Source organism: Bifidobacterium avesanii (genome assembly GCF_009299475.1).
Classification (GTDB): domain Bacteria; phylum Actinomycetota; class Actinomycetes; order Actinomycetales; family Bifidobacteriaceae; genus Bifidobacterium; species Bifidobacterium avesanii.
Map to the genome: position 1 here is coordinate 22,610 of NZ_WBSN01000014.1, position 22,170 is coordinate 44,779.

The 22,170-nt window shown below is 62.6% G+C and carries 18 protein-coding genes and 1 tRNA gene; 12 read left to right on the plus strand and 7 right to left on the minus strand.

Going from position 1 to position 22,170, the window contains the following annotated elements:
• Positions 1-20 precede the first annotated feature (20 nt).
• The 11 genes from DSM100685_RS07695 (at position 21) to DSM100685_RS07745 (ending at position 12,754) form a co-directional block, all read left to right on the plus strand.
• Positions 21-1,718 (plus strand): sugar transferase, encoded by a 1,698-nt coding sequence (locus tag DSM100685_RS07695; RefSeq protein ID WP_338070657.1) that lies wholly within the window; start codon positions 21-23, stop codon positions 1,716-1,718.
• 231 nt (positions 1,719-1,949) lie between these two features.
• Positions 1,950-4,130, plus strand: coding sequence for a DUF6020 family protein (locus tag DSM100685_RS07700; RefSeq protein WP_152350771.1), 2,181 nt, complete (start codon positions 1,950-1,952; stop codon positions 4,128-4,130).
• Between the two features lie 114 nt (positions 4,131-4,244).
• Positions 4,245-4,332: transfer RNA gene (locus tag DSM100685_RS07705), tRNA-Ser, on the plus strand.
• 232 nt (positions 4,333-4,564) lie between these two features.
• On the plus strand, positions 4,565-6,085 hold the full coding sequence (locus DSM100685_RS07710; protein ID WP_152350772.1) for a tyrosine-type recombinase/integrase: 1,521 nt from the start codon (positions 4,565-4,567) through the stop codon (positions 6,083-6,085).
• 382 nt (positions 6,086-6,467) lie between these two features.
• A complete protein-coding gene (locus DSM100685_RS07715; protein WP_152350773.1) occupies positions 6,468-6,647 on the plus strand; it encodes a helix-turn-helix domain-containing protein in 180 nt (59 codons plus the stop codon).
• A 3-nt stretch (positions 6,648-6,650) separates the two neighbouring features.
• A complete protein-coding gene (locus DSM100685_RS07720; protein WP_152350774.1) occupies positions 6,651-7,250 on the plus strand; it encodes a hypothetical protein in 600 nt (199 codons plus the stop codon).
• Positions 7,247-8,674 carry a DUF3631 domain-containing protein gene (locus DSM100685_RS07725; protein ID WP_163201041.1) on the plus strand — a complete coding sequence of 476 codons (1,428 nt, stop codon included), beginning with the start codon at positions 7,247-7,249 and terminating at the stop codon, positions 8,672-8,674. The genes DSM100685_RS07720 and DSM100685_RS07725 overlap by 4 nt, the downstream gene beginning before the upstream one ends.
• A 222-nt stretch (positions 8,675-8,896) precedes the next feature.
• Positions 8,897-10,147, plus strand: a complete 1,251-nt coding sequence (locus DSM100685_RS07730) for a DNA methyltransferase (RefSeq protein ID WP_239512707.1) — start codon at positions 8,897-8,899, stop codon at positions 10,145-10,147.
• Complete coding sequence (locus DSM100685_RS07735) at positions 10,144-11,067, plus strand: Bpu10I family restriction endonuclease (RefSeq protein WP_152350776.1); 924 nt, start codon at positions 10,144-10,146, stop codon at positions 11,065-11,067. Before DSM100685_RS07730 ends, DSM100685_RS07735 begins: the two co-directional genes overlap by 4 nt.
• A 316-nt stretch (positions 11,068-11,383) precedes the next feature.
• The gene (locus DSM100685_RS07740; protein WP_239512706.1) at positions 11,384-12,223 is read left to right on the plus strand and encodes a class I SAM-dependent methyltransferase; all 840 of its coding nucleotides are present in this window, start codon (positions 11,384-11,386) and stop codon (positions 12,221-12,223) included.
• Positions 12,224-12,439: 216 nt separating this feature from the next.
• Positions 12,440-12,754 (plus strand): cupin domain-containing protein, encoded by a 315-nt coding sequence (locus DSM100685_RS07745; RefSeq protein WP_420837382.1) that lies wholly within the window; start codon positions 12,440-12,442, stop codon positions 12,752-12,754.
• A 20-nt stretch (positions 12,755-12,774) separates the two neighbouring features.
• Here the strand turns inward: DSM100685_RS07745 and yddG are convergent, their stop codons facing one another.
• The 3 genes from yddG to mscL form a co-directional block, all read right to left on the minus strand.
• Entirely contained in the window at positions 12,775-13,749 is a 975-nt protein-coding gene (gene yddG, locus DSM100685_RS07750; RefSeq protein ID WP_152350778.1) for an aromatic amino acid DMT transporter YddG, read from the minus strand.
• 330 nt (positions 13,750-14,079) lie between these two features.
• Positions 14,080-14,538 carry an Hsp20/alpha crystallin family protein gene (locus tag DSM100685_RS07755; protein WP_152350779.1) on the minus strand — a complete coding sequence of 153 codons (459 nt, stop codon included), beginning with the start codon at positions 14,536-14,538 and terminating at the stop codon, positions 14,080-14,082.
• Between the two features lie 172 nt (positions 14,539-14,710).
• Complete coding sequence (mscL, locus tag DSM100685_RS07760) at positions 14,711-15,286, minus strand: large conductance mechanosensitive channel protein MscL (protein ID WP_152350801.1); 576 nt, start codon at positions 15,284-15,286, stop codon at positions 14,711-14,713.
• A gap of 958 nt (positions 15,287-16,244) precedes the next feature.
• Here mscL and msrB point away from each other — a divergent pair.
• Positions 16,245-17,381 carry a peptide-methionine (R)-S-oxide reductase MsrB gene (gene msrB / locus DSM100685_RS10970; protein ID WP_239512705.1) on the plus strand — a complete coding sequence of 379 codons (1,137 nt, stop codon included), beginning with the start codon at positions 16,245-16,247 and terminating at the stop codon, positions 17,379-17,381.
• Positions 17,382-17,389: 8 nt separating this feature from the next.
• On the opposite strand, the gene DSM100685_RS07775 is transcribed toward msrB, so the two are convergent.
• Genes DSM100685_RS07775 through DSM100685_RS07790 form a run of 4 tightly spaced genes read right to left on the minus strand, consistent with a single transcriptional unit; the run spans position 17,390 to position 22,080 of the window.
• Positions 17,390-18,565 carry a toxic anion resistance protein gene (locus DSM100685_RS07775; RefSeq protein ID WP_239512704.1) on the minus strand — a complete coding sequence of 392 codons (1,176 nt, stop codon included), beginning with the start codon at positions 18,563-18,565 and terminating at the stop codon, positions 17,390-17,392.
• A gap of 58 nt (positions 18,566-18,623) precedes the next feature.
• A complete protein-coding gene (locus DSM100685_RS10760) occupies positions 18,624-19,709 on the minus strand; it encodes a substrate-binding domain-containing protein (RefSeq protein WP_163201037.1) in 1,086 nt (361 codons plus the stop codon).
• Positions 19,706-20,380, minus strand: a complete 675-nt coding sequence (locus DSM100685_RS07785; protein WP_152350780.1) for a 5-bromo-4-chloroindolyl phosphate hydrolysis family protein — start codon at positions 20,378-20,380, stop codon at positions 19,706-19,708. The genes DSM100685_RS10760 and DSM100685_RS07785 overlap by 4 nt, the downstream gene beginning before the upstream one ends.
• Positions 20,380-22,080, minus strand: a complete 1,701-nt coding sequence (locus DSM100685_RS07790; RefSeq protein WP_239512703.1) for a VWA domain-containing protein — start codon at positions 22,078-22,080, stop codon at positions 20,380-20,382. The genes DSM100685_RS07785 and DSM100685_RS07790 overlap by 1 nt, the downstream gene beginning before the upstream one ends.
• Positions 22,081-22,170: the final 90 nt, after the last annotated feature.

Consider the following 22,170-nt stretch of genomic DNA (forward strand, 5'->3'; position numbering starts at 1 on the left):
AGCAACGAAGGGACCCACAAGTGACCGGGGAGAGCAGCACCGCTCAGCAAACGGTGGAGGCATCCGAGGAGATGCCCACCGTCGCCATGCCGCAAAGCAAACCTCGTACCGCGGCGAATACGCCTCCGGCGCCGCCGTTCGTCCCACCGCCCACATTCTTTGACGGCTCGTGGACCGACGGCAAGGGCGATTCCGCGAAGAATGCGCGCATCCGCTCCTACCGCCCCGCCGACCGACCGCAGATCATCCATTGGCGCTACATGTTCAACGCGGCGCTGATCATGCTGGACGTCGCCATGATGCTGCTCGCCTGTCTGCTGAGCCTGTTCCTGCAGCCCGGCATCGGCAATGCGATCAACGGCGAGTTCGAACGCCACGGCTCGCTGATCGTCCCGCTGATCTTCGCGGCCGTGTGGGTGCTGTCCCTGTGGATCGCCCAGAGCTACCGCATCCACACCATGGGCGAGGGATACGGCCTCTACACCAAGATCCTGAACGCGGCGCTGATCTTCTTCGTGTCGCTGTGCACCATCGGCTATCTCTTCGAGATCGACTTCCCGCGTCTGTTCTCGATCATGGCCACCTTCTTCGGGTGGATCTTCACCATGATCGAACGCTGGCTCATGCGCCGCATGCTGCACAAGAACCGCATGCACGGCGAGAACACGTATCCCACCGTGATCGTGGGTTCCCCCGCGGGCATTCGCAAGGCCATCCACAACCTCACCACCGAGCCCGGCAACGCGATGGGATACCTGCCGATCGCAGTGTGCCCGATCACGTCCATCACGCTGGAGGCCGATCCTGATGCGCCCCAGCATTTGGCGCCGGTGCCGTTCGAGCCGCTGGACGAGCAGGAGGCCAAGCTCAAGGTGCTGCCGCTCAACTCGCGCATGCCGCAGATGGCGAAGAAGCTCGGCGCGAACGCGGTGCTGGTGACGGACGTGATGACGCGCGACTCCGAGACGCTGCGCACGCTGTCGCTCGCGGTGGAGTCCATGGGCATCGAGCTGGCCATCGCCGCCTCCGTGGCGGACATCAGCGGCGGGCGCATGCAGCTGCGCAACAACAGCGCCATGCCTATCCTCACCGCGTCACTCCCCCAGTATTCGTGGCCCACGCGCTTCGTCAAGCGCACGCTGGACATCTTCTTCTCCTGCCTCGCACTCATCGTGGCGGCGATTCCGCTGGCGATCGTGGCCGCGCTGGTCAAACTGGAGGACGGCGGCCCGGTGATCTACAAGCAGAACCGCATCGGACAGTACGGCGTGCCGTTCAAGGTGTACAAGATCCGCTCCATGCGCGTGGACGCGGACAAGATGGACGTGGCGCTCGCGCAGCAGGCCGGCGTGGAGCACGGCATTCTGTTCAAGCAGAAGGACGATCCGCGCATCACGAAAATCGGGCACTTCATCCGCAAGACGTCGATCGACGAGCTGCCGCAGTTCCTCAACGTGCTCAAGGGCGACATGAGCATCGTGGGCCCGCGCCCGCAGCAGCAGTACGAAGTGGACCAGTACGGCACGCTGTACTCGTCGCGTCTGCTCGTCAAGCCCGGCATCACCGGCCCGTGGCAGATCTCCGGCCGTTCCGACCTTTCGCAGGAGGAGGCCGAGTATCTGGACGTCTCCTACGTGGAGAACTGGTCGGTGACGACGGACATCGCGATCATGCTCAAGACGGCCGGCGCGATTGTGCACGGCTCCGGGGCGTACTGATCTTTGCCGGCTTGCCGGTTTGCCGGTCTCTGTCGGCATAGGGCGGTCTGCCGCGTGCGTTAGTTATGCGCGTGCGGCGGACCGCCCTTTTTGCTTCCTTTTGGTTGTATTGACTGGTGTTGGGCGGTGTTGGTTGACCGCGCGGAAAATCTGCCGCCTTGGATTGTCCACTGCGTTGCCGCACGCTGACTGTAGACTGTCGCTCCAGTGGCACATGGCATGGGAGGAAGCATGGCGATCGACGCACGCACACGGATTCAGCGGTGCGATTGGCGGCCCGGGCGGCATCGCGCGGCGGCGGCTCTGGCCGCGCTCGGTGCGGTTCTGGGGTGCTTTGCGCTGACTGCCTCCTATACGGATGAGACGGCGTTCATCGACATCGATCATGTGAAGGCCGGCATCTTCCCGTACTTGGGCGCCAACGGACCGACGGCCGGCATGCTGCTGTGCCTGACCGTGCTCACGTTGGAATACTGCGGTTTCGTGGTATTCGGGCGGTGGCGGAACGGTAATGCGGCCGGCGGAGACGAAGAAAGAGAAGACGGCGGCCACGGGCGGGCGGCACGCGGATGGTCCGTGACGATGGGACTGGTTCTGGCGCTCACGCTCACCATTCCGCCGCACAGTGTGACGCATGAGGCGACGTCCCAATTGGCATCCGCGGGCGCTCCGCCGGCGGTGGCGTCCGAGTACCAAACCGTATGGTATTGGCTGTACTACGGGCTGCGGTACGCCGGATTCGCGCTGTTGCTGACCGCAGTGGCGGCGTTGGCGCTGCGCGGGGCGCTGCGGATGGCTGGACGGGTGGCCGCCGGGCCTGCGGCGGCTACGGCGACGACGGCGAGCGGTGACGAAGCAGGTCATGAAGGCCACGGAATATGGCGGCAGCGGTGTCGCCGGCTCTTCGGCGAGCTCTCCGCCGCGCACGCGTTGACGATCGGCGCGATCATCTTCGTGTGCTGGCTGCCGTGGACGATCCTCGTGTGGCCGGCGAACATCGCGGCGGACACCGTGGCGCAGCTGGTGTGGATGCGCACCGGTCAGGCGTGGGATCCGTCGACGCACGACTATCTGCCCGACTACGCGCTGAGCGACCAGCACCCGTGGCTGGACTCGCTCATCTACGGCGCGTTCGACCAGCTCGGCCTGTGGATGGGCTCCGAGGCATGGGGGCTGTGGCTGCTTGCGTTCCTGCAGACCGTGCTGTGCGCGCTGGCACTGGGATTGGTCCTCAATTACCTTGGCGGCGTGATGCGCCTTGGCTGGCGGTTCTGCGCGGGCGCGACGGCGTTCATGGCGCTCGTGCCCATCTACGGCCGGCTCATGATGTCCGTGGTCAAGGATTCGACCGTGATGCCGTTCTTCCTCGTGCTCATGGTGCTGGTCATGGAGTACATCCGCCGCGTGCGGGCGGGCGTCAGGCTCGGGCCGTGGCTGGTGATCGGATTGATCGTGTTGAGCGTGCTGTGCGCGCAGATGCGCAAGATCTCCACGGAGATTCTGCTCGGCACGTTCATCATCCTGGCGGTGGTGCTCGCCAAGCGGCGGCTGACGTCGCTCGCCGTGGCGGTGGCGCCCGTGGTGATCGGCATGATCATCTCTGCGGTCGCGATGCCGGCGCTGCATGTGGCCCCGGGCGGCAAGCAGGAGATGATCGCCATCCCGCTGCAGCAGACCTCCGCGTTCATGGTGGCGCATCCCGATCGGTTCAGCGCATCGGACCATGCCACGTTCGACCGGGTGATCGCCTGCTCCACGGCCGATCTGGACAATTACCTGACGTGGAATCCGTGGGACGGCAAGGAGATCGGCGGCGCGGACGCGATCAAGGACCGCTGCTTCAACCGAGACGCCACCAGCGGCGACATTCTGAGCTTCCTGGGCCTGTGGGCACGGCTGTCCGCGGGCGATCCCATCACCGCGCTGGCCGCCACCCCGTGGCTGCGCGACCCGTTCGTGATGGGCCCGGTGTACGACGAGGGCTGGTACGTGCGCTGGGGCTGGGAGGAAATGGGCAGCAACATGATCATGCCCGAATACAAGAGCACATGGACGGCCGCGGACGTGAGCGAGCCGCAGAAGATCGGCGCTCCGCTGTATGAGCTGTTCGAGGGCTTGCCGGGCGTTTCGCTCCTGATGCGGGAGAACCTCTACACGGTGTGGGTGCCGCTGTTCGCCATGGCCTGCTGCTTTGTGATCGGTGGGCGACGGTGGCGCAATCTGGTGTATCTGACGCCGTGGCTGCTCACGATCGGCTCGCTGCTCGTGCTGCCGGGGCATCAGACGCGCTATACGTGGACGCTGACCTTCGGCGTGGCGATGATCATTGCGGTGCCGTGGATTCGGGAGGAGGCCGCGGGGGCTGGGGCCGGTTCTGGTTCTGACTCCGGTTCCGATACTCCGCAGGATTAGGCGTATCTGGTTTGGTATGCATCCGAAGAGCCGAAGGCGCGACACGCCCATTTGGCAGGTTTGCAAATGCATGTTATCTTAAAGAGGTTGCCTGAGCTTCTGCTCAAACGCAATGGAGGATTCGCCTAGTGGTCTATGGCGCACGCTTGGAAAGCGTGTTGGTGTAACAGCCTCACGAGTTCGAATCTCGTATCCTCCGCCATCGCCCTTTTCCCACCCAAAGGAAAAGGGCTTTTTCATTGCCAAAACGGCGATATTTCAACGTTTTTGCCCGGTTCCGCCGATTCTCGTGCTTTCCGTTACGACCCGTTCCGACCCGTTTTTCAGGGTACGATGGTCGGTAAGTTAGTCGGTACCGCTTAAGGCTTACCGCTCACCGCTCTTGGGGACATCAACGACGATACGGGCATCAGACAATCAGGAAGGCGCTTCATATGGCAAGGACCACACGGACAACCACACGGAACCGCCGCCGCAGGTTCGGCAAGGTGGAGATGAAGACGAACCGGCATGGGCAGATCTACTACGACGCCTCGTACATCCCGCCCGTGGAAGCCCGCGAGCGCTATCCGCATCTGCCGTCGCGTATCCACCGGAACTTCGACGAAGGCTATGAGCTTCAGGCCGACGCATGGCTGAGCGAGGCGAAAAGGCTCATCGATCTGGGAGCATGGGAACCGCCGGAGGTGACGGAGAACCGGAACGCCGGCAATACGGTGACGTTCCACGAATACGCCGAACGGTTCGTGGAAAACCGCCGCAAAGGCGACAACCAACCGATTCGCGAGACCACGAAGGACAAGTACCGCCAGTACGTGCGTGACTATCTCAATCCGATACTCGGCGACCTACCGATGGCCGAGATCAAGCCGGCGCACATCTGTGACTGGTACGACAGCATGAAGGTCACGAAGGACGGCCGCGGCGAAAGCATCCGCCGGCACGTATTCGAGCTGCTGAACGCCATCATGGCCGAGGCGGCGAACACACCGTTGGACGATCAGGGCACGACGCTCATCAAGGTGAATCCGGTCCAGTTCAAGGTGCCGCGCCCCGCCACGAAGCACGCGTATGTCATCGCCACACGTGAACAGGTCAAGGCGCTCGCCGACGCCATGACGCCGAATCTCGCGTTGGGCGTGCTGCTGGCCGGCACGCTGGGATTGCGTCAGGGCGAGGTGCTGGGGCTGCAACGCCGGGACATCGAGCTGGATACGTCGCCGGTGATGCTGCATGTGCGCCGCAGTGCCAAGGAAGTCAGCGAGAACGGACACAAGGTGGCGGTGCTCGGCGAGACGAAGACGCCCAGCAGCAAGCGCGACATCGAGGTACCCGCCCCTCTGGCCGAGGAAATCAAGCGTCATCTCGATACGTACGTGGGCGGCAAACCGACCGATCTGCTGTTCACCGGCGTACGCACGCGCGGCATCGTACGCGCCCAATCATTGCGCAACGTCTTCGCCAAAGCCATCGAGGCGACGGGAGACCCGGCGCTCAAGGGGATGGACTTCCATGACCTGCGACACACCGGGCTGACGCATTACGCCGAGCAGGGCGCGACGGTCGGCCAGCTCATGCGTCTGGGCGGGCACACGAACATCAAGACCGTGGCGACCTACCAGCAGTCCAGCGCTGATGCGGACAAACGCTTGCTGGCGAAGGTGGAGGCGAGCATGGGCGGGACGGTAACGGCCGAAAACGACCCGCAACGGCACTCCCCTGGTAATCCGTCCGATGCTGACCAACCGTCCGAACCGTCCGCGAGCGCGACGCCGGATACCGCTGCCGATGCCGAGATGAAGACGCTCGCCGACGTGCTGGCCGCGCTGGAACTCCAGCAGCGTCTTGCCGTACTGAAGGGATTGGATGACGACAAGCGCGGCAGGATACTCACCCTGCTCCCCTCCACGGTGCAGGTGGACACTATTCAGGGGCTCATCAAGGCAGTGGCGTGATGGCGAGGACGATGCCGGGGCGGACATTGGTTGCGGTCGATACGCCGACCCGGCATCCACTCATGCGACACGCTCAAGAAATTCAGCACCGTATATGCCGTTTGCCTTGGCGTTCCAACGCTCTTCCGTTTTGAACCGTATCTAGTCCGTTTCCCCCCGTGGCGGAAAACGCTAACCGCAGCAAAAATGATATTGTCGCGAATTTCTATGGAAATGGGAAATCCACCGAAGACGGCGACATCACGACCTCCCCGGAGTCGGTAAAACCGGGTTCATGCGCGGCGGTCGCCGGCAATCACACAGAAGAACCATCACCTTGGGAGCAGGGTATCCACGTCGGCTACGCCTTCTCCTCGGTACGACCTGCGAAGGATTTCATCCTATGCGAAACGACTACGTACAACTGACCGCCAAGCCCGCTCAAGTGGCGGAAATGCTCGGCTACTCGGACACAAAGACCGTGTACGGGCTCATCCGTTCCGGCAAAATCCGGGCGCGCAAGGTGGGCAACACCTATCTGGTGAACCTCACCAGCGTGCGCAGGTTCGCGGGAGAGGAGTGAACGATGCGGGACATCGACAACGTCGTCGCCGTCCCCGACGCCATCACCGTGTTGGGCGAACGCTTCGACCCGAACGAACCCGGATACGTGCTTCAGGCGACGACCGGCTATCTGATCGAAACGGCTTACGGGCTGCACCGTCTGACCGTCACCCGTGACGCCGAACACACGGCCCGATGCCTAGCGTTGTGCGCCTATGCGACACACATCCGCCCGGTCTCCATCGCGTTCAGCGCTGCCAACAGTGACCTGCCGGCCCTGCGGATGCTACTGGCCGCGCTGCTGCTGTGCGCCGACGCCCGCGCGACGCTCACCACCGGACCATTCCCGATGACCGGCCACATCATCATCCGCACCGGCAAGGTGGACACTGCCATCGGCGATTTATTGGAACGCGGACTGCTGCCAACCCGTGCGCGCGGCGACCTTCACGCGATGAAGCAGCGAATGTCGGCGAGCGCCGCGCTACTCGGACGAGCCTATGACGGCGCAGGCCGTCACCACGGCAGTAATGACGTACTGGCGCTCATCGTCGAACAGGCTGGCGAACCATGGCGTGCGACCGCCGCGGCGCTCGCCGGCGAGTGGAAGGTGGCCGCGTGATCGAACGGGCGAACATCATCGACATGGACATGGGAAAGGACCCATTCATCAACGACACACCTTCATTGGAGCTGGACGACCGCGATGCCGGCTACGGTTTCGACCCGAGTGAGCTGGCCAACCGCATCTTCCGCTTGCTGAAGCGCTATATCGGCGCGACGGACGACGACCTGCGTATGCTCACGCTGTGGATTATGCACACGTGGGTGTTCGACGCCCTGTATACGACGCCGCGTCTGCTTGTGACATCCATCATGCCGGGCGCGGGCAAGACCACGCTGCTGGAGTGGATTGGGCATTTGGGCGCAAGGTCGGAGATGCTGAGCGCCATCAGTTCGGCGTCGCTGCTCGCCAATCTGGCCGATCAGGGGTACACGCTGCTGGTGGACGAGGCCGACCGGAGTCTACGCAAGGACAACCCGTTGTCCGCCGACTTCATCGCCGTGGTAAACACCGGGTACAAGAAGGGCGGCAGCCGCACGATTCAGGAACCGGACAAGAAGCACGGCTGGAAAGTGGTGCGCAAGTCCACGCACGCGCCGGCCGTGTTCGCGGGCAACAACCCCGACCTGCCGGCCGACACCCGGCAGCGCTGTATCCCCGTGTTCCTCTACCCGTCCGACGAAGTAGAGGAGTCTGATTGGGAGATGATCGAGGAGGATGACTCGGAGTTCCTGGACCTGCGGCACGACCTGCCCCTGTGGGCGGAAAGTGCCACGGCCTCCATCAAACCGCGCCCCACGCTGCCGGAACCGGTCAAGGGCCGATACCGCGAGGTATGGCTGCCGTTGGCCCGCATCGCCCAGACGCAGAGCGGCGGATGGCTGGACACCGTGCGCCGGCTGTCCGCGGAGTTCGTGGAGCAGGCCAAGACGGACGCCGACATGGGACTAGCCAACGACTCACCGCACATCGTGCTGCTCAAGGACATCGCCGAATTGTGGGCGACGCAATGGCGGACAAGCCCGTTCGTCGGCTCGCAGCAGATGTGTGACGCGCTGGCCTACGACAATCCGACGCAGTGGGGCGACCAGCAGACCGGTAACTTCGGGCGGCTGACGACCAAGCGACTGGCGTCGATGCTGAAGAAGGCCGGCGTGGAGGCGTGCCGTAACCGCGAGCGCACCAAGCGTGGATACCGGTTCGGCGCGTTCGCGCAGGCATGGCGGACACTGAAGGTCTGGGATTCGCTGAAGTTGGCTCCACCGACGCCGGACGCTTCGGACGGCTCGGACACGTCGGACACTTCCGCGGCCACACCGGAACTGAAACGCTGGGCGGCGACACTCGATACCACCGCTGACATCCCCGACTGGACGACGTTGTCCGTCGCCCAGCTGTTTGCCATCCGCACGGTGAAAGGCACCGGCCTATGGCTCAACAAAACCACCGACGAACTCAACAAGCGAGGAATCACCGTATGAAGGACAACGCCATGGCCGCATCCGTCGCCGTTACTGCAATCGCCGACAACACTTGACGATCGAATAGGGGGAGAGTCCCTATCCTCATGCCCGGGCGCACCCCGAGGCATATCGCCTCCCTCTCCCCCGATTTTTTCCTCAGCATAACATTGGTCACAGCAACCTCACATTATAGGAACTGAATAGTAAACTAGAGATTCCCGTACCGCATAGAGGAGCTTCATGACACTAATCAGCCAAATGAAACAAGCGACGAGCGAGCATAACGACCGCGAAGTTCCGCGGCCTTATAGCAGCATACTGGCTGATACAGAAGTCATCCCGGAATCCGTTTTAAATATTGACCAACGTGACCGTACTAGTATTTTTTCGTGGAAAGGTCAATTTTCACCACAATTTGTAGAAGCAATGCTAAGTACCTTTACCACCCCCGGCGATATGATTTACGACCCTTTTGCCGGTTCAGGAACAGTCCTCACCGAATCAGCTAGAAAAAAACTGCCTTGCATTGGCGTGGAACTCAACCCAGCAGCATATTATATGACATGGGTGAACCACATCTGCAATAAAACGATGCAAGAACGTCATGAGCTTATTAAGGTGGCTTCTTCTCAGATAATTACCTTCCATGAAAAAGCCAATAATGGCGATTTATCTACTTGGATTGCTTCATTAGAAGCCAAAAATCTACAAGGCATTTTCTCGCTGTTGGCTATTATATGTGATTTATACAAAAATGCGCCAACAATTGAGCTTATAGACTCGAAGTGGCAGCATCTTAAAACTCTGATTTGCCAACTACCATTTTCCCAAGCAAACGTAACAACGTTCAATTGCGATTCTCGCAAAGTCGATATTGAATCAGATGTAGTTGATTGCGTCCTGACGTCACCTCCATACATTAACGTGATTAATTATCATCAGCAGTATCGACGCTCAGTCGAATCTCTGGGATTTGATGTGCTCAACATTGCGCAGAACGAGTTTGGAGCCAACCGCAAACATCGTGGCAATCGTTTTTATACAGTGGTTCAATACGTTATTGATATGGCCATTTCAATCAAGGAAACCTTGCGCATCTGCAAAAATGGATCCCGACTTATTTATGTAGTAGGCAAAGAGTCAACGGTATTGGGATATAAATTCTGCAACAGCGAACTAATATATCGTATTTTCACCGAAATTTTCCATCAACCATTCTTAATGAAGCAGCAACGCTGTTTCACGAATAGGTATGGGAAAAAAATCTTCGAGGATATCCTGCACTTCCAGTGCAGCAAAAGAGATTTCAATTGCAGTTACGAGAATATAGTAGCAATGGCACGAGTCATTGCAAGAGACGCTTTACGTGACGCCTCACTGCAGGACATTCCAGATGAAAAGAAAAACAAGAATCTTCCACTACTCCTTGAAGCCATTAGCAAATCCGAACAAATAGAAGCATCCACCAATAAGCGAAAGGCAAGAAAATGACCCGCGGTGTTCACGGTGAAAAGCTAGTTGCGGCGATTAACAGTCCCAAAGTACCAGCAACGGACAAAGAGCGTCTTCAAAAAGCATTAGACAAGTACGATTTATGGATTTCCGAGATTAATACACATACTGAGAACAGTGTAGATTCATTAATCACATCGCTCGTACAGTGCTTGACAAATTATAAGTACTACATAGATGTTGATTTAATCTTCGATTCGCAAGAAGATTTTCTTTATCGGCAGAAAGGGCAAATGAAACTCGACAATACGATTGTCGAGGAATTTCTCCCTATTCTTGTACGTCGTTGCATAGAACTTGAGTATGGCGCATGCGATTATATTGTCGATTCGCAGAAGCCAATTTTTTCATCTGCTTATTTCAACAGCAGCCTATCAACGCCAGAGATAGGCGGAGGACTTGAAATCAAGACCAAGGATCAAGATTTCTCTATCAGTAGAGAAATACATCTTCGGTCTTCATATTCCGGGCTGTTTTCTTCGACCGAAACACGCGAAAAGACAACATATCTAGGCTATGTGCTCGCCGAAATTAAGACAAATCTTGATAAGACAATGTTTCAGGAAGCATCTGCAACCGCACATGATGTCAAGCTAGCTGTTACCGGAGCAAAATACTATCTGCTTTGCGATTTCCTGGACATGACACCTATCAGTACATCTACAACCGATATTGAGGAAATCCTCATTTTAAGAAAAGCCAAGCGAATGAGCTCAAACATTCGAAAAAACTTTAACACCTTCGCAGGGCGACAAGCACACAGAGACGAATACGTGTACCATCTTGACGATCATCCATACTCAGCTGAAGTATTCCAACGCTTTGTTAATCATATATTCGATCAAATCAACAATGAATCACTAATCGAGGGCGACGTTCTTGACATCGGATACTTTTAAAGTGTTCGACTATTCTCATGCTTCATCTCGCGACACGCCGAAGAAGAGCGGCAAGTTAAGCGGCAAGGCAGTTGAGCGGTACGCCGGTTTCCATTGCGATTCCGCCAGTCTTACGGCCTGAAGTTGCGAATCTCGTATCCTCCGCCACACACCTCGGGAATCATTGATTTCCGAGGTTTTTTGTTTTCGGCGCACCACTCTCGAGGGCGTTACCTTTGGACGCTCCATGCGTGAGGCATCCGGCCGCGCTCATACCACACTCGTCCCCGAAAAACCAGTCTGTTGCGGACGGGATTGGCTCCGTATGCTGAAGGGCATGAACGATCGCATGAATGAGCGCAGCAAGGTAGACACGACCATCACGGAATCCCAGTTGCCGCAGGCCGGACGCGACGCCGAGCACATGCAGGGGCATTGGGTGCTGGCCAGACTTGGCAAGCGCGTGCTCAGGCCGGGCGGGGAGAAACTCACCAAGCGCATGCTGGCGCATACGCCGCTCGCGGGCAAACGCGTGGTGGAGTTCGCGCCGGGGCTGGGACGCACCACACGGCTGATTCTGAATGCCGGCCCGGTCGCGTACACCGGTGTCGATCGGGACGAGCAGGTCGTGAAAATCATTGGACCGTTGGCGGCTTCCGTCGGGGGCACATGTATCAGGGCCGATGCGTCGCAGACGGGGTTGCCGGACGGATCGACGAATATGGTGATCGGCGAAGCGATGCTGACCATGCAGTCGGAGCGCGGCAAACGCGCGATCATCGGCGAGGCGCATCGCATTCTGCGGCCGGGTGGACTGTATGCGATCCATGAGATGGGACTTGCGCCGGACGATCTGGACGATTCCGTCAAGGACGCGATTCGCAAGGACCTCGCCCGGGCCATCAAGGTCAACGCGCGTCCGCTGACCGCCGTCGAGTGGCGGGAACTGCTGGAATCCGAGGGCTTCGAGGTGGTGTGGAGCGGAGTCGAGCCGATGGCGCTGCTGAAGATGCGGCGCAATCTGGCAGACGAGGGCGTGGGCGGCGTGCTGTGCATCGCGCGCAATGTGCTGACGCACGCGGATCTGCGGACGCGTGTATTGCAGATGCGCCGCGTGTTCAACACGTATGGAGACGCACTCACGGGCATCGCGTTCGTGGTGCGGCGCAAGGACTGAAGCAAAAATCGGCACGCCGACGCATCAGCGAAACGCACTCGTGGAGCGCACGGCGCGCCCCGTCCGTTCCGCACGGTTAATCTGATGCATGGTTAAGCTGATACGTACATGTCTGGCATTGCGGCCGGACGTCGGAAACAGCAGGAGCCAACGGAATCAAGGAGCACCAATATGAGCAACGAAACCGCAGCCGGCGCAGCGCGCGACGATCAGCCGATGGTGATGGAGTTCATCGACGACCTCAAGCCGCTGGTCGAGGTCCAGCCCGAGGCCACGGTCTCGCGCACGGTGATGCAGGTGGAGGGCGCCAACGTGGTGCTCTTCTCCTTCGACAAGGGTCAGGAGCTCAGCGAGCACACGGCGGCCATGCCCGTGCTCGTGCAGTGCCTCGAAGGCCGGCTCAAGGTCACCGGCGGCGGGAAGACCGTTGATCTCGTGCCGGGCGGCATCCTGCACTTCCCGACGCGGCTGCCGCACGCGGTCTACGCCGAGGAGGCCTCCAAGATGATGCTGATCATGATGCGTCGCTGAGCGCCGGCCATTTACCGCTTCTACCGCTTCCGGCGGCCGATCCACCAGTTGAGCAGCGATCCGGCCGCCACGAGGAGCGCGCCGCACCAGAAGGGCAGCGAGAGCGCGAGACCGAGCAGCACGGCACTGGCCACGGTGGACAGCACCGGGGCTGCGTAGGACGCCATGGCGAGGGTGGTCATGCTGCCGTGGAGAATGCCGTAGCCCCAGCAGGCGTATCCGCCGGCGATGGACGCCGCGGCGCCGATCAGGGCCAGCCATGCGTGGACGGGCGGCACGGCGGCGGGCCAGCCCTGACCGGACGCGAAATGGATGGCCCACAGCACGACCGCCACCAGCGGGAAGAACACGGAGGTGCCGTCCTTGCCCTTGGCCATGGCGGGCGTGAACACGGCGTAGACCGACCATGCGAACGCGCCGGCGAACGTGAGCACATATGGCAGGGGGTTCTCGGCGATGTGGCCGGCGGCGAGCGCCCAGTCTAGCCCGTTGTTGCCGCCGACCGCCAGCACCACGCCCGCGGTGGCGACGATCGCGCCCGGCAGCACGCGCAGCACCGCACGCGCCCGCCCGCTGGTCTTGCCGGTTCCGCCGGCATGGGACGCGCCGAAGACCGCCGCCGTGAGCAGGACCATCATGGTAGGCCACAGGTAGTTCACCAAGCTGACCTCCACGGACGACGCGGCGGTGGTCGCCATGCCGATCGACAGGGAGATCGCCGACTCGTAGAACACGAACAGGGATCCGCCGATCAGAAGATATTTGCGGGGGTACTCGCGCAGCGGCGCGGGACGGTGGAACACCATCAGCATCACGACGCCGACGGTGTAGATCATGGCCGAGCCGAGCGTGGCCCCGAAGGAGTCCGCCACCACGCGGACCAGACCGGTCATGAGGCTCCACACCGCGATCGCCAGCAGGCCCACGGACGTGGCGCGCGCGGAAACCACGTGCCCCATGCCGGCAGCGCCGCCGATTCCCGATCCGTCCGCCATGCCGCTCCTCCTCGCCGTCAAATCACGTCACGCGAATACCGCGAATACCGCATGGCCCAAGTGTGGCCGGCGGGGGCGACGCGCTCGAGATCTCATCGCATCTGCGCTCGTGGGGAGGATTGCGGCTTGTACACACGGCGCTTGTGCGCACGGCCAAATCCTCCCCCGGAACACAAAATGCCGGGCGGAATGTGATCGGCATTCCGCCCGGCATTCGGTGATTGGCTTTGTTTCCTTCGCCGCCCGTCTGACTAGTCAACGTAGGAAACGTAGGACGGGCGACGGCGGGAACAAGCGGCCGGACAATCAATCAGCTTGACCGACGAACGATCAGCCCTCAATGGCGATCTGGTGCTTGGCCTCGACCTGCGGCTGGGCCTGCATCTTCGGAACCTGCAGGCACAGCGTGCCGTTCTTGTAGCTGGCGTGGATGTCGGATTCCTTCACGTCCTCGCCCACGTAGAAGCTACGAGAGCAGGAGCCAGCGTAGCGCTCGCGACGCAGCCACTTGCCGTCCTCGCCCTTGTCGTCGTGCTCGCTGTCGCGATGCGCCGACACGGTCAGATAGCCGTTCTGCAGCTCAAGGCTGATGTCGTCCTTCTTGAAGCCGGGCATGTCGATGTCCACGTCGTAACCATCCTTGGTCTCGCGCACATCGGTGCTCATCATGTTGTTCGCAAGCGCGGCGGCCGCGGAGCCGTTGCCGTTGTCGCGCCAACCCTCGAAGAACGGGTCGTCGAACAGATCGGAGAACATCGTGTCATTCATCAAAGCCGGAAACATTGCCATAATCCATACTCCCTAGTCAGGAGCTGAAGCGGTTTGGCTTGGCCGGCGTCCTCGCGGGCGCCGACCTATCGTTGCCGTTCCCGGAACCCCTCCCGGGGCTCCATCGTTATCCTTGTCACTTCCCCCAACATTCCGGGGCGGAGGGCATTCCGGGATTTTACCGTGGGTGAAATCAGGCGTCGGCGGCATCCTTGGCATTGGCGTTGGCGCTCTTGAGCTCGTCGCGGATCTCCTCGAGGACGGCGAGGGTCTGCGCGGAGACGTCGGCCTTGGCGGCTTCCGCCTCGGCGTCGGCGGCGGCATCCGCGGCGGCGTCCTCGTCGAGCACGGACGCGGTCATGTCGCGCAGCTTGTTGATCGGCAGGATCACGCAGAAATACACGGCCACGCCGATGAGCAGGAAGTTGAGGATCGCGTTGAGGATGGAGCCGAACGAGATGACGGCGTTGTGCGGCAGCGTGATGTTGAGGATGCCGGACATGTCCGGCTGCCCGCCGATGGCCGCGATGAGCGGGTTGATGAGGTTCGCGACGATCGAGTTGACCACGCCGGTGACCGCCGAGCCCATGACCACGCCAACCGCCATGTCGATCATGGAGCCGCGGGAGATGAACTTCTTGAAGCCGCCGAACGGGCCGACGTCGGTGAGCGCGGCGATCCTGCGCGCGGCGGACGTCGCGGTGGCCGTGGTGGCGGCGGTGACGGTCGCGGCGACTTCGCCGGTTGCTGCCACGGCGTCGCCGGCCATCGCGAGCACGGTGGGAGAGCCGCCCGACTGACGGGACCGGGACTGACGCGGCCTGCCCGCATCGCGGGAGTTCCGCGGCCGGCGGGCATTGTCGGACCTGTCGGCGCGGGGCCCGCTGGACCGGGACTTGCCGTTCGCTGCGTGATTGGCCATGACGTCTCCTTCCCGGATGCCGCTCGGGCGCTCGCATCCGCTGCTCATTCCATTGTCCCAGACCGTCCGACTGTTCACTCTTCCGGTCATCCGGCTGTCCGGCCGCCCAGCCGTCCATTTGCCCGACGCATTCGTTCCAATCTGCGCCCACTGCGATGCGGGTTGGAACGAATGGGCGCAAATCGGCCCTTCCGAAGGCACGATTCGAAGTCATTCGTTCCAATTTGCGCTGCGGAGGGCACAGGTTGGAACAAATGCTCGCAATTCGAGGTCTTTTGGCCCAATTTGCGCTGCGGAATTTGCGCTGCGGGGGTGTGCCAGCTGGAACGAATGGACGGACGCTGGGCCCGTTGAAGGTGCATGAAGCTGATTTCGGGACTACTCGCCTTTCCTAGGGCGGATTTCCGGCCTCGCGCACACCTACTTGGCCTTCCGAGGGCAGACGATGACCGGCAACGCCGCCGCTCTCACATCGCGTTCCGCGGAATTCCCCCGAATGGCGGGCCCGGACGGGGCGCGACAACCGGAATGTCAGCCGCAGAGGTGCCCTCGGAAAGCAGAGTAGATGTGCGCACGACGGAAAATCTGCCCTAGGAAGACCAAGTAGGTCGGGCAGCACGGCGGCATAATGCCACAACAGCGTCATTGTGCCAATGCCCATGGGGCCAGCGGAGTCAACATGGGCGGAACCGTCGAGGCGCGCATGGAACGGGCGCGGGGACGAGCGAAGGGCAGGATGGTCACCCCGCCAGCTCGGAGCGGACAGGCCGCGCATGGGACGGGCGCCGGTGGCATACTGGGCAGCATGAGCGAAAATGCAGTGAATGGCAACGATGAGCGGCGAACGCATGAGACCGCATATTTTGCGGGTGGATGCTTTTGGGGCATGGAACGCTACTTTCAGGCCGTGGACGGCGTGACCGGGACGACCGTAGGGTATGCGCAGTCAAAGGTGGAGAATCCGACGTACGAGCAGGTGTGCTCGGGCGAGACCGACGCGGCGGAGACCGTGAAGGTGGAGTTCGATCCGGCTCGGGTGAGCCTGCGCACGCTGTCGCTGCTGTTTTTGGAGGCGATCGACCCGTTCAGCGTGGACGCGCAGGGGCCGGACCATGGACGGCAGTACCGCACGGGCATGTTCTACATAGAGGGCGACGCGGGGAACGACGCCGACGCGACAGGTGACGCGGCGGGCAGCGCAGCAGCCGGCATGACCGAAGCCGGCGCCGAGGCAAGCGCTCCGGCCGGACTGGCAGATGACGGACTGGCGGGCGATGGGCTGGCAGCCCGCAGCATCGCCGCGCACGCCACCGGCAACGAGCAGCGCGACGTGTACGTGGCCGCGCTCGAACAGCTCATCGACCGCGACCCGCGCCGGCCCGCCGTGCTGGTGGAGCCGCTGCGCAACTTCTACCCGGCCGAGGAGCATCATCAGGATTACCTCGAGAAGAATCCGGGCGGCTATTGCCACATCCCCATGGCGAAGATCGCCAACGTGCGCAACCGTCAGAAGTACGTGGAGCGCATCTGGGACCTCACGCTCGAACAGTTCGCGGTCACGCAGCGCGCGGCCACCGAGCGGCCGTTCACCAACGCGTACGATCGAACGTTCGAGCCGGGCGTCTACGTGGACGTGGTGAGCGGCGAGCCGCTGTTCCTGTCCACCGACAAGTTCGACTCCGGGTGCGGCTGGCCGGCGTTCTCCAAGCCGATCAGCGCCGACCTGCTCACCGAGCACGAGGACGACCGCGTGCCGGGCCGCCCGCGCATCGAGGTGCGCACGGCGGACACGCAGATTCATCTGGGGCACGTCTTCGCGGACGGACCGGCCGACCGCGGCGGACTGCGGTACTGCATGAACTCGGCGGCCCTCCGGTTCGTGCCGAAGAGCCGCATGGCCGAGGAGGGCTACGGCGACCTCATTCCGCGGCTGGAGGAGTAGAGCGGCGCTCAGAGGGCGCGGGCGTTGTCGATGAGGGCCTGCTTCAGGTCGGACTCGAGCTGGCGCATCTTGCCTTCGGCGGCCTGGCGGTTGGCCTTGCCCTGCTTCTGGATCTGCACGGTCTCCTTGAGCGTGGCGATGAGCTCGGAGTTGATCTTCTCCAGCGTCTCGATCTCCACCACCGAACGCTGGTTGGCCTTCTCGGCGTCCACCGCGCCCTGATGCAGCGCGGACGCGTTCTTCTGCAGGAGCTTGTTGGTCACGTCGTCGGCCTTGTTCTGCAGGTCGAGCGCCTTGCGCTGGTTGGACAGGCCGAGCGCGATGACCATCTGGCTCTTCCACACCGGGATGGTGGTGGAGATGGTGGTGTCGATCTTGTCCACGATGGTCTGGTCGGCGTTCTGGATGATCTTGATCTGCGGGGCGGTCTGCAGGGTGACCACGCTGATGCGGTCCAGATCGTCGAGGCGCTTGGCGAAGCGGTCGAGCTTGGACTTGAAGTCCTTGAGCACCTGCGCCTGCATCGGGTCGCCGGACTTGGCGGCCTCGGCCTCGAGCGCGGGCAGCTGCGTGGCGTTGAAGTCGGCGAGCGCCTTCTTGCCGGCGAGCACGGTGAGCTTGAGGTCGCGGTACTGCTGGGCGTTCTGGTCGTACATGGTGTTGTACATGGCGATGTCCGCGACGAGGCGGGACTGCGCGGTTTCCAGCTTGGTGATGATGTCGTCGATCTGCGAGTCGACCTTCTGGTAGCGGCGGCGCAGCTTGTCGATCGAGACGGCCACCTGCCCGATGATCGGCAGCTTGCGGAATCCGCCGAGCTCGGCCTCGTCGATGGTGACGAGCATGGTGCTCAGCAGTTCGCCGGCCTCGCCGGTGTCCTTGGAGCGGGTGTCGGAGAGGATTTCGTCGGCGAAGGTGCTGGTGGCGCGCTGCACGTCCTTGCCGTACGACGATTCGATGCCCTGCTGCGTCAGGTTGATGGCCTGGGCCATCTGGGCGACCTGCTGCTGGTCCGCCTCCGGCAGCTGTGCGATCTGCTGGTCGGGCGTGAGCTTGGCGACGGCCGCGGCCTGCTCGGCGGTGGGGACGAGCGCGCCGGCGTTCGGGTCGGCGACGGCGGGTGCTGTGACGGCGTTCTGCGTGCTGCCGGCGGTGAGGTCGGCGAGGGTGATCTGCTGGGGCATGGGATGGGTTCCTTTCTGGAAAGACGGGTTGAAATGGGCGGATTTAGGACAGCGCGATTTAGGACAGCGCGGCGATGATGGCCTGCATGGCGTCGTTGTTGGGCAGCTCGCTCACGGCGTTGAGCTGGTCGGTGGCGGACGGGACGCCGAATCGGCTGATCGAGTCGGTGCCCACGAAGTTGGAGGCGCGGAAGCCGTGGCGCTCCCACGCGAGCTTCTGCACGTCCGGGGATTTGAGCACGTCCATGAGCTTGCGGCCGTTGTCGTCGAGGGCGATGAGCGTGTGCGTGCTCCACACGGTGGGCGTGGGGTACACGATCACCACGTCGTCCTTGATCTGCGCGTAGGCGTCCGGCTGGTTGACCGCCAGATCGAGGATCTGCGACTCGTAGCCGACCATCATGGGCTTGGAGCCGACGCCGAGCGTGAGGAACTGGTTGAAGCTGTCCTCCGAGCTGGTCTCCATCCAGCCGGACTTGGAGAAGATCGCCTTGATCTTGCCCGCGTCGCGCTTGACCGAATCGACGGTGGCGGGCTGACCGCCGTTGAGCACGGTGGCCACGAGGGCCGCGTATTCATTGCCGGAGTTGGACTGGACCGGGTCGGTGGAGTCGATGCGGAACTGGCCGTAGCCGGCGCTGTAGCCCACGTCCGCCCACGTCTTGTTGTTCTCCATGGCGTCCACGGCCTTGGCCATGTCCATGTGGTACACGTCGCCGTTCTTGGTGACGAGCCCGCCGGCCACGAGGCCGTCCACCACGGCCTTGTGCGTGTACAGCACGATCGGCGAGTTGAAGACGATGTCCGAGCTGGAGGCGTTCACGCCCTTGGCCTTGCCGTATTCGACGGCCGCGCGCGAGGACGGGAACAGGTAGTCCATGCCGGTGCGGTCGGCGTCCATCATGGCCAGGGACCCGGCCTTGCGGTAGTCCACCTTGAGGCCCTGCGCGGCGGCGATCTGCGCGAACTGCGGGTCGTCGAACAGGCCGATCTTCTCGCCGCCCAGATAGCCGTTGACCTGCGTGGCCTCCACGGGCGCCGCCGGCTTGGGCCGGGTCTGCTGCCAGACCGCCGCGCCCCCGAGCACGGCGATTACCACGAGCAGGGCCACGAGGCCGATGATCTTCGATTTGGTGATTTTCACTGCTGCTTCTCCTCCGTCCGCGTCTTCGCCGTCGTGCCCGCCTCATCTTCGTCGGGCGCGTCGTCCACGCTGTAGCCGTCCATGCGCGCGAGCCGCTCGATCGCCTCGGAGTCGGCCGCGATGCCGAGCGTCTTGGACGAAACGGCCCGGGACAGTTCGCCGGCCGCCGTCTTCTCCAGCACCTGCAGCGCCTCGATGGTCTCCCGGCGGGCGCTGGCGAGCTGGTCGCCGGCCCCGGAGCGCTCCACGTCCACGTACGATTCGAGCAGCTTGGACGTCTGCTCGCCGTACACGGTGATGTAGTGGCGCAGGGTGTTCCATGCGCCCGGATCGGTGTCCACGTAGCGCACCAGATCGCGCGTGGCCACGATGAAGTCGTTGGCCTCCGCGCGTACGGTGGGATCCCGCACTTCGCGCAACGTGCCCTCGATGAGCTTCAGCCGGGCGTTGGCCGCGTCGATCGCGTCGGCGGCCTTCTGCCCGTTCGGCAGCGCGGAGGCGAGGGTCTTGCCGATTTTGCGCTCGGGCGTGGCGAGCGTGCTCACGCCCACGTAGCCGCCGGCCGCGGCGACCAAGGCGACCACGATGCCCGGCACTCCCCCGCCGGCGATGACGAAGCCGGCCGCGCCCAGCACCAAGCCGGCCGCGAATCCAAGAACCACGCCGAGCATCAGTTGTATCCCTTGACCTGGCGGAACACGGAGGCGAGGTCGCCGGAGCGGCCGTCGAACACCTTGGCGTTGGAGAGCGTGGCGATCTCGTCGAGCTGCGTGGGGTCGGCGGTGCCGAACATGATCGAGAAGATCGGCACGTCGTTGCCCTTCTGGCGGTAGGTGGCCCGGAACGTGTCCTGATCGTCGGTCTCGGACTGGCCGTCGGTCATGAGCACCACGGCCACGGTGTAGTCGGTCAGGTCGCCCGGCAGCTGGTCGAGGGCCGTGTCGAGCGCCGAGTAGATGTTCGTGCCGCCCACCGGGTTGCGGTTCTCCGCGTTGGTGAGCAGCGCCTTGGTGTCCGTGCCCTTGGCGGAGAACGGCTGGGAGGGCTTGGAGGAGAACGGGATGAACACGTTCACGTCCTTGTCGGACGGCTGGATGCGCGCGTTCTTGGCCTCGTCCGGGTCGAGCGCGGCGTTGAGGCCGGCGACCACGCCGCGTTTGCCGGCGCCTTCCATGGAGCCGGAGTAGTCCACCACCCAGATGGTGTAGCTGGGCTTGCGCAGCGCGGTCTGGTAGATGTCGAGCGCCTGGTCGATCACGTCCGCGGCGGGCATGGGGATGGTCTTGAGCGTGCTGGCGTCGGTGTTAAGCCCCCAGTCAGCCTTGAACGACTGCTGCACCTGCGGGTCGGAGGCGTAGGTGAGTGTGCCGCCGAGCCCGGTGCGCCGGCCCGCGCGCTCGAATTCGAGCTTGGAGTCCTTGGAGCCCAGCGCCTGCTGGAACTTGGAGAACGCGTCGGAGAGGTTCTGCCCGCGGTCCACGTAGCCGAGCGGGGAGTCGGAGATGGCGATGCCGTCGGCCGGGTAGACGGCGAGCAACGGGTCCTTGCCGTTCTGCGTGAGCTGCTTGTCCGCCTGAATGACGAGGGATTCGTAGTTGACCATCGCGTCGAAGCGGTCCGGGTTGGCCACGACCATGTCCTTGAGCCAGTCGGAGGAGCCGGACGAGCGGTCCACGCCCTTGAGCAGCGAGACGACCTTCTGCTGGAGGTCCGCGTTCTGGAAGTCGGCGGCGGTGAGCGGGTCGGTCTTGCCGGACAGCGCGGCGGCGAAGGCGAGGTACGCGGAGGCGCCGGAGTTGGACTGCGTGGCGGAGGTCATGGAGAACTTGAGCTTGCCGGCGGTCACCGCGTCGATGATGTCCGTGGTGGAGACGGCCTTGGTCTTGCCGGAGGCGTCCGCCCAGCCGAGGTCCACGGCCTTGGCCTTTTCGATGCCGAAGACGACGGGCGTGGTGGAGGTGCTGGCCGCGTCCTTGACGAGGTGCTTGGTGTCGCCCATGGAGATCCACATGGAGGATGCGGGCCAGACGGCGTCGTAGTTTTCGCCGCCGTTTTCGAGGGCGCTCATGATGTCCAGCGAACCCATGTAGTTGAGCGTGACGGCCACGCCGGATTCGTCGGCGGCCTTCTGCACGGCGGCCGCGACCTCCTTGTTCTCCGAGCCGGACGCGATGTTGAGCGTGGCGGACGCCTTGCCGCCGGCCGGGGTGAAGGTCTGGACCTTGTCGTTGTTCTGCGCGCCCGAGCCGTTCGAGCCGTCGCCGTCACCGGTGCCGTTGACGCCGGACGAGCAGCCTGCTCCCGCGAGCATCATCGCCCCGGCCGCGAGCGCGGCCACCGCCCTGAGGATACGCTTTCCCATGGTGTTCATAGCCCCATTGTGGGCCACCGTTGCTTCCGCGAGGGGGCGCGCTGGTGAACGTCAGGTGAACAGCGGCTGAACCTCTGGAGCTGGATACGT

Excerpts from the sequence above, each read along its gene's own strand:
- DSM100685_RS07700 (WP_152350771.1), top strand. The coding sequence starts at position 1,950 with ATGGCGATCGACGCACGCACACGGATTCAGCGGTGCGATTGGCGGCCC.
- DSM100685_RS07710 (WP_152350772.1), top strand. The coding sequence starts at position 4,565 with ATGGCAAGGACCACACGGACAACCACACGGAACCGCCGCCGCAGGTTC.
- DSM100685_RS07715 (WP_152350773.1), top strand. The coding sequence starts at position 6,468 with ATGCGAAACGACTACGTACAACTGACCGCCAAGCCCGCTCAAGTGGCG.
- DSM100685_RS07720 (WP_152350774.1), top strand. The coding sequence starts at position 6,651 with ATGCGGGACATCGACAACGTCGTCGCCGTCCCCGACGCCATCACCGTG.
- DSM100685_RS07730 (WP_239512707.1), top strand. The coding sequence starts at position 8,897 with ATGACACTAATCAGCCAAATGAAACAAGCGACGAGCGAGCATAACGAC.
- DSM100685_RS07735 (WP_152350776.1), top strand. The coding sequence starts at position 10,144 with ATGACCCGCGGTGTTCACGGTGAAAAGCTAGTTGCGGCGATTAACAGT.
- DSM100685_RS07740 (WP_239512706.1), top strand. The coding sequence starts at position 11,384 with ATGAACGATCGCATGAATGAGCGCAGCAAGGTAGACACGACCATCACG.
- DSM100685_RS07745 (WP_420837382.1), top strand. The coding sequence starts at position 12,440 with ATGGTGATGGAGTTCATCGACGACCTCAAGCCGCTGGTCGAGGTCCAG.
- yddG (WP_152350778.1), bottom strand. The coding sequence starts at position 13,749 with ATGGCGGACGGATCGGGAATCGGCGGCGCTGCCGGCATGGGGCACGTG.
- DSM100685_RS07755 (WP_152350779.1), bottom strand. The coding sequence starts at position 14,538 with ATGGCAATGTTTCCGGCTTTGATGAATGACACGATGTTCTCCGATCTG.
- mscL (WP_152350801.1), bottom strand. The coding sequence starts at position 15,286 with ATGGCCGGCGACGCCGTGGCAGCAACCGGCGAAGTCGCCGCGACCGTC.
- msrB (WP_239512705.1), top strand. The coding sequence starts at position 16,245 with ATGAGCGAAAATGCAGTGAATGGCAACGATGAGCGGCGAACGCATGAG.
- DSM100685_RS07775 (WP_239512704.1), bottom strand. The coding sequence starts at position 18,565 with ATGCCCCAGCAGATCACCCTCGCCGACCTCACCGCCGGCAGCACGCAG.
- DSM100685_RS07785 (WP_152350780.1), bottom strand. The coding sequence starts at position 20,380 with ATGCTCGGCGTGGTTCTTGGATTCGCGGCCGGCTTGGTGCTGGGCGCG.
- DSM100685_RS07790 (WP_239512703.1), bottom strand. The coding sequence starts at position 22,080 with ATGAACACCATGGGAAAGCGTATCCTCAGGGCGGTGGCCGCGCTCGCG.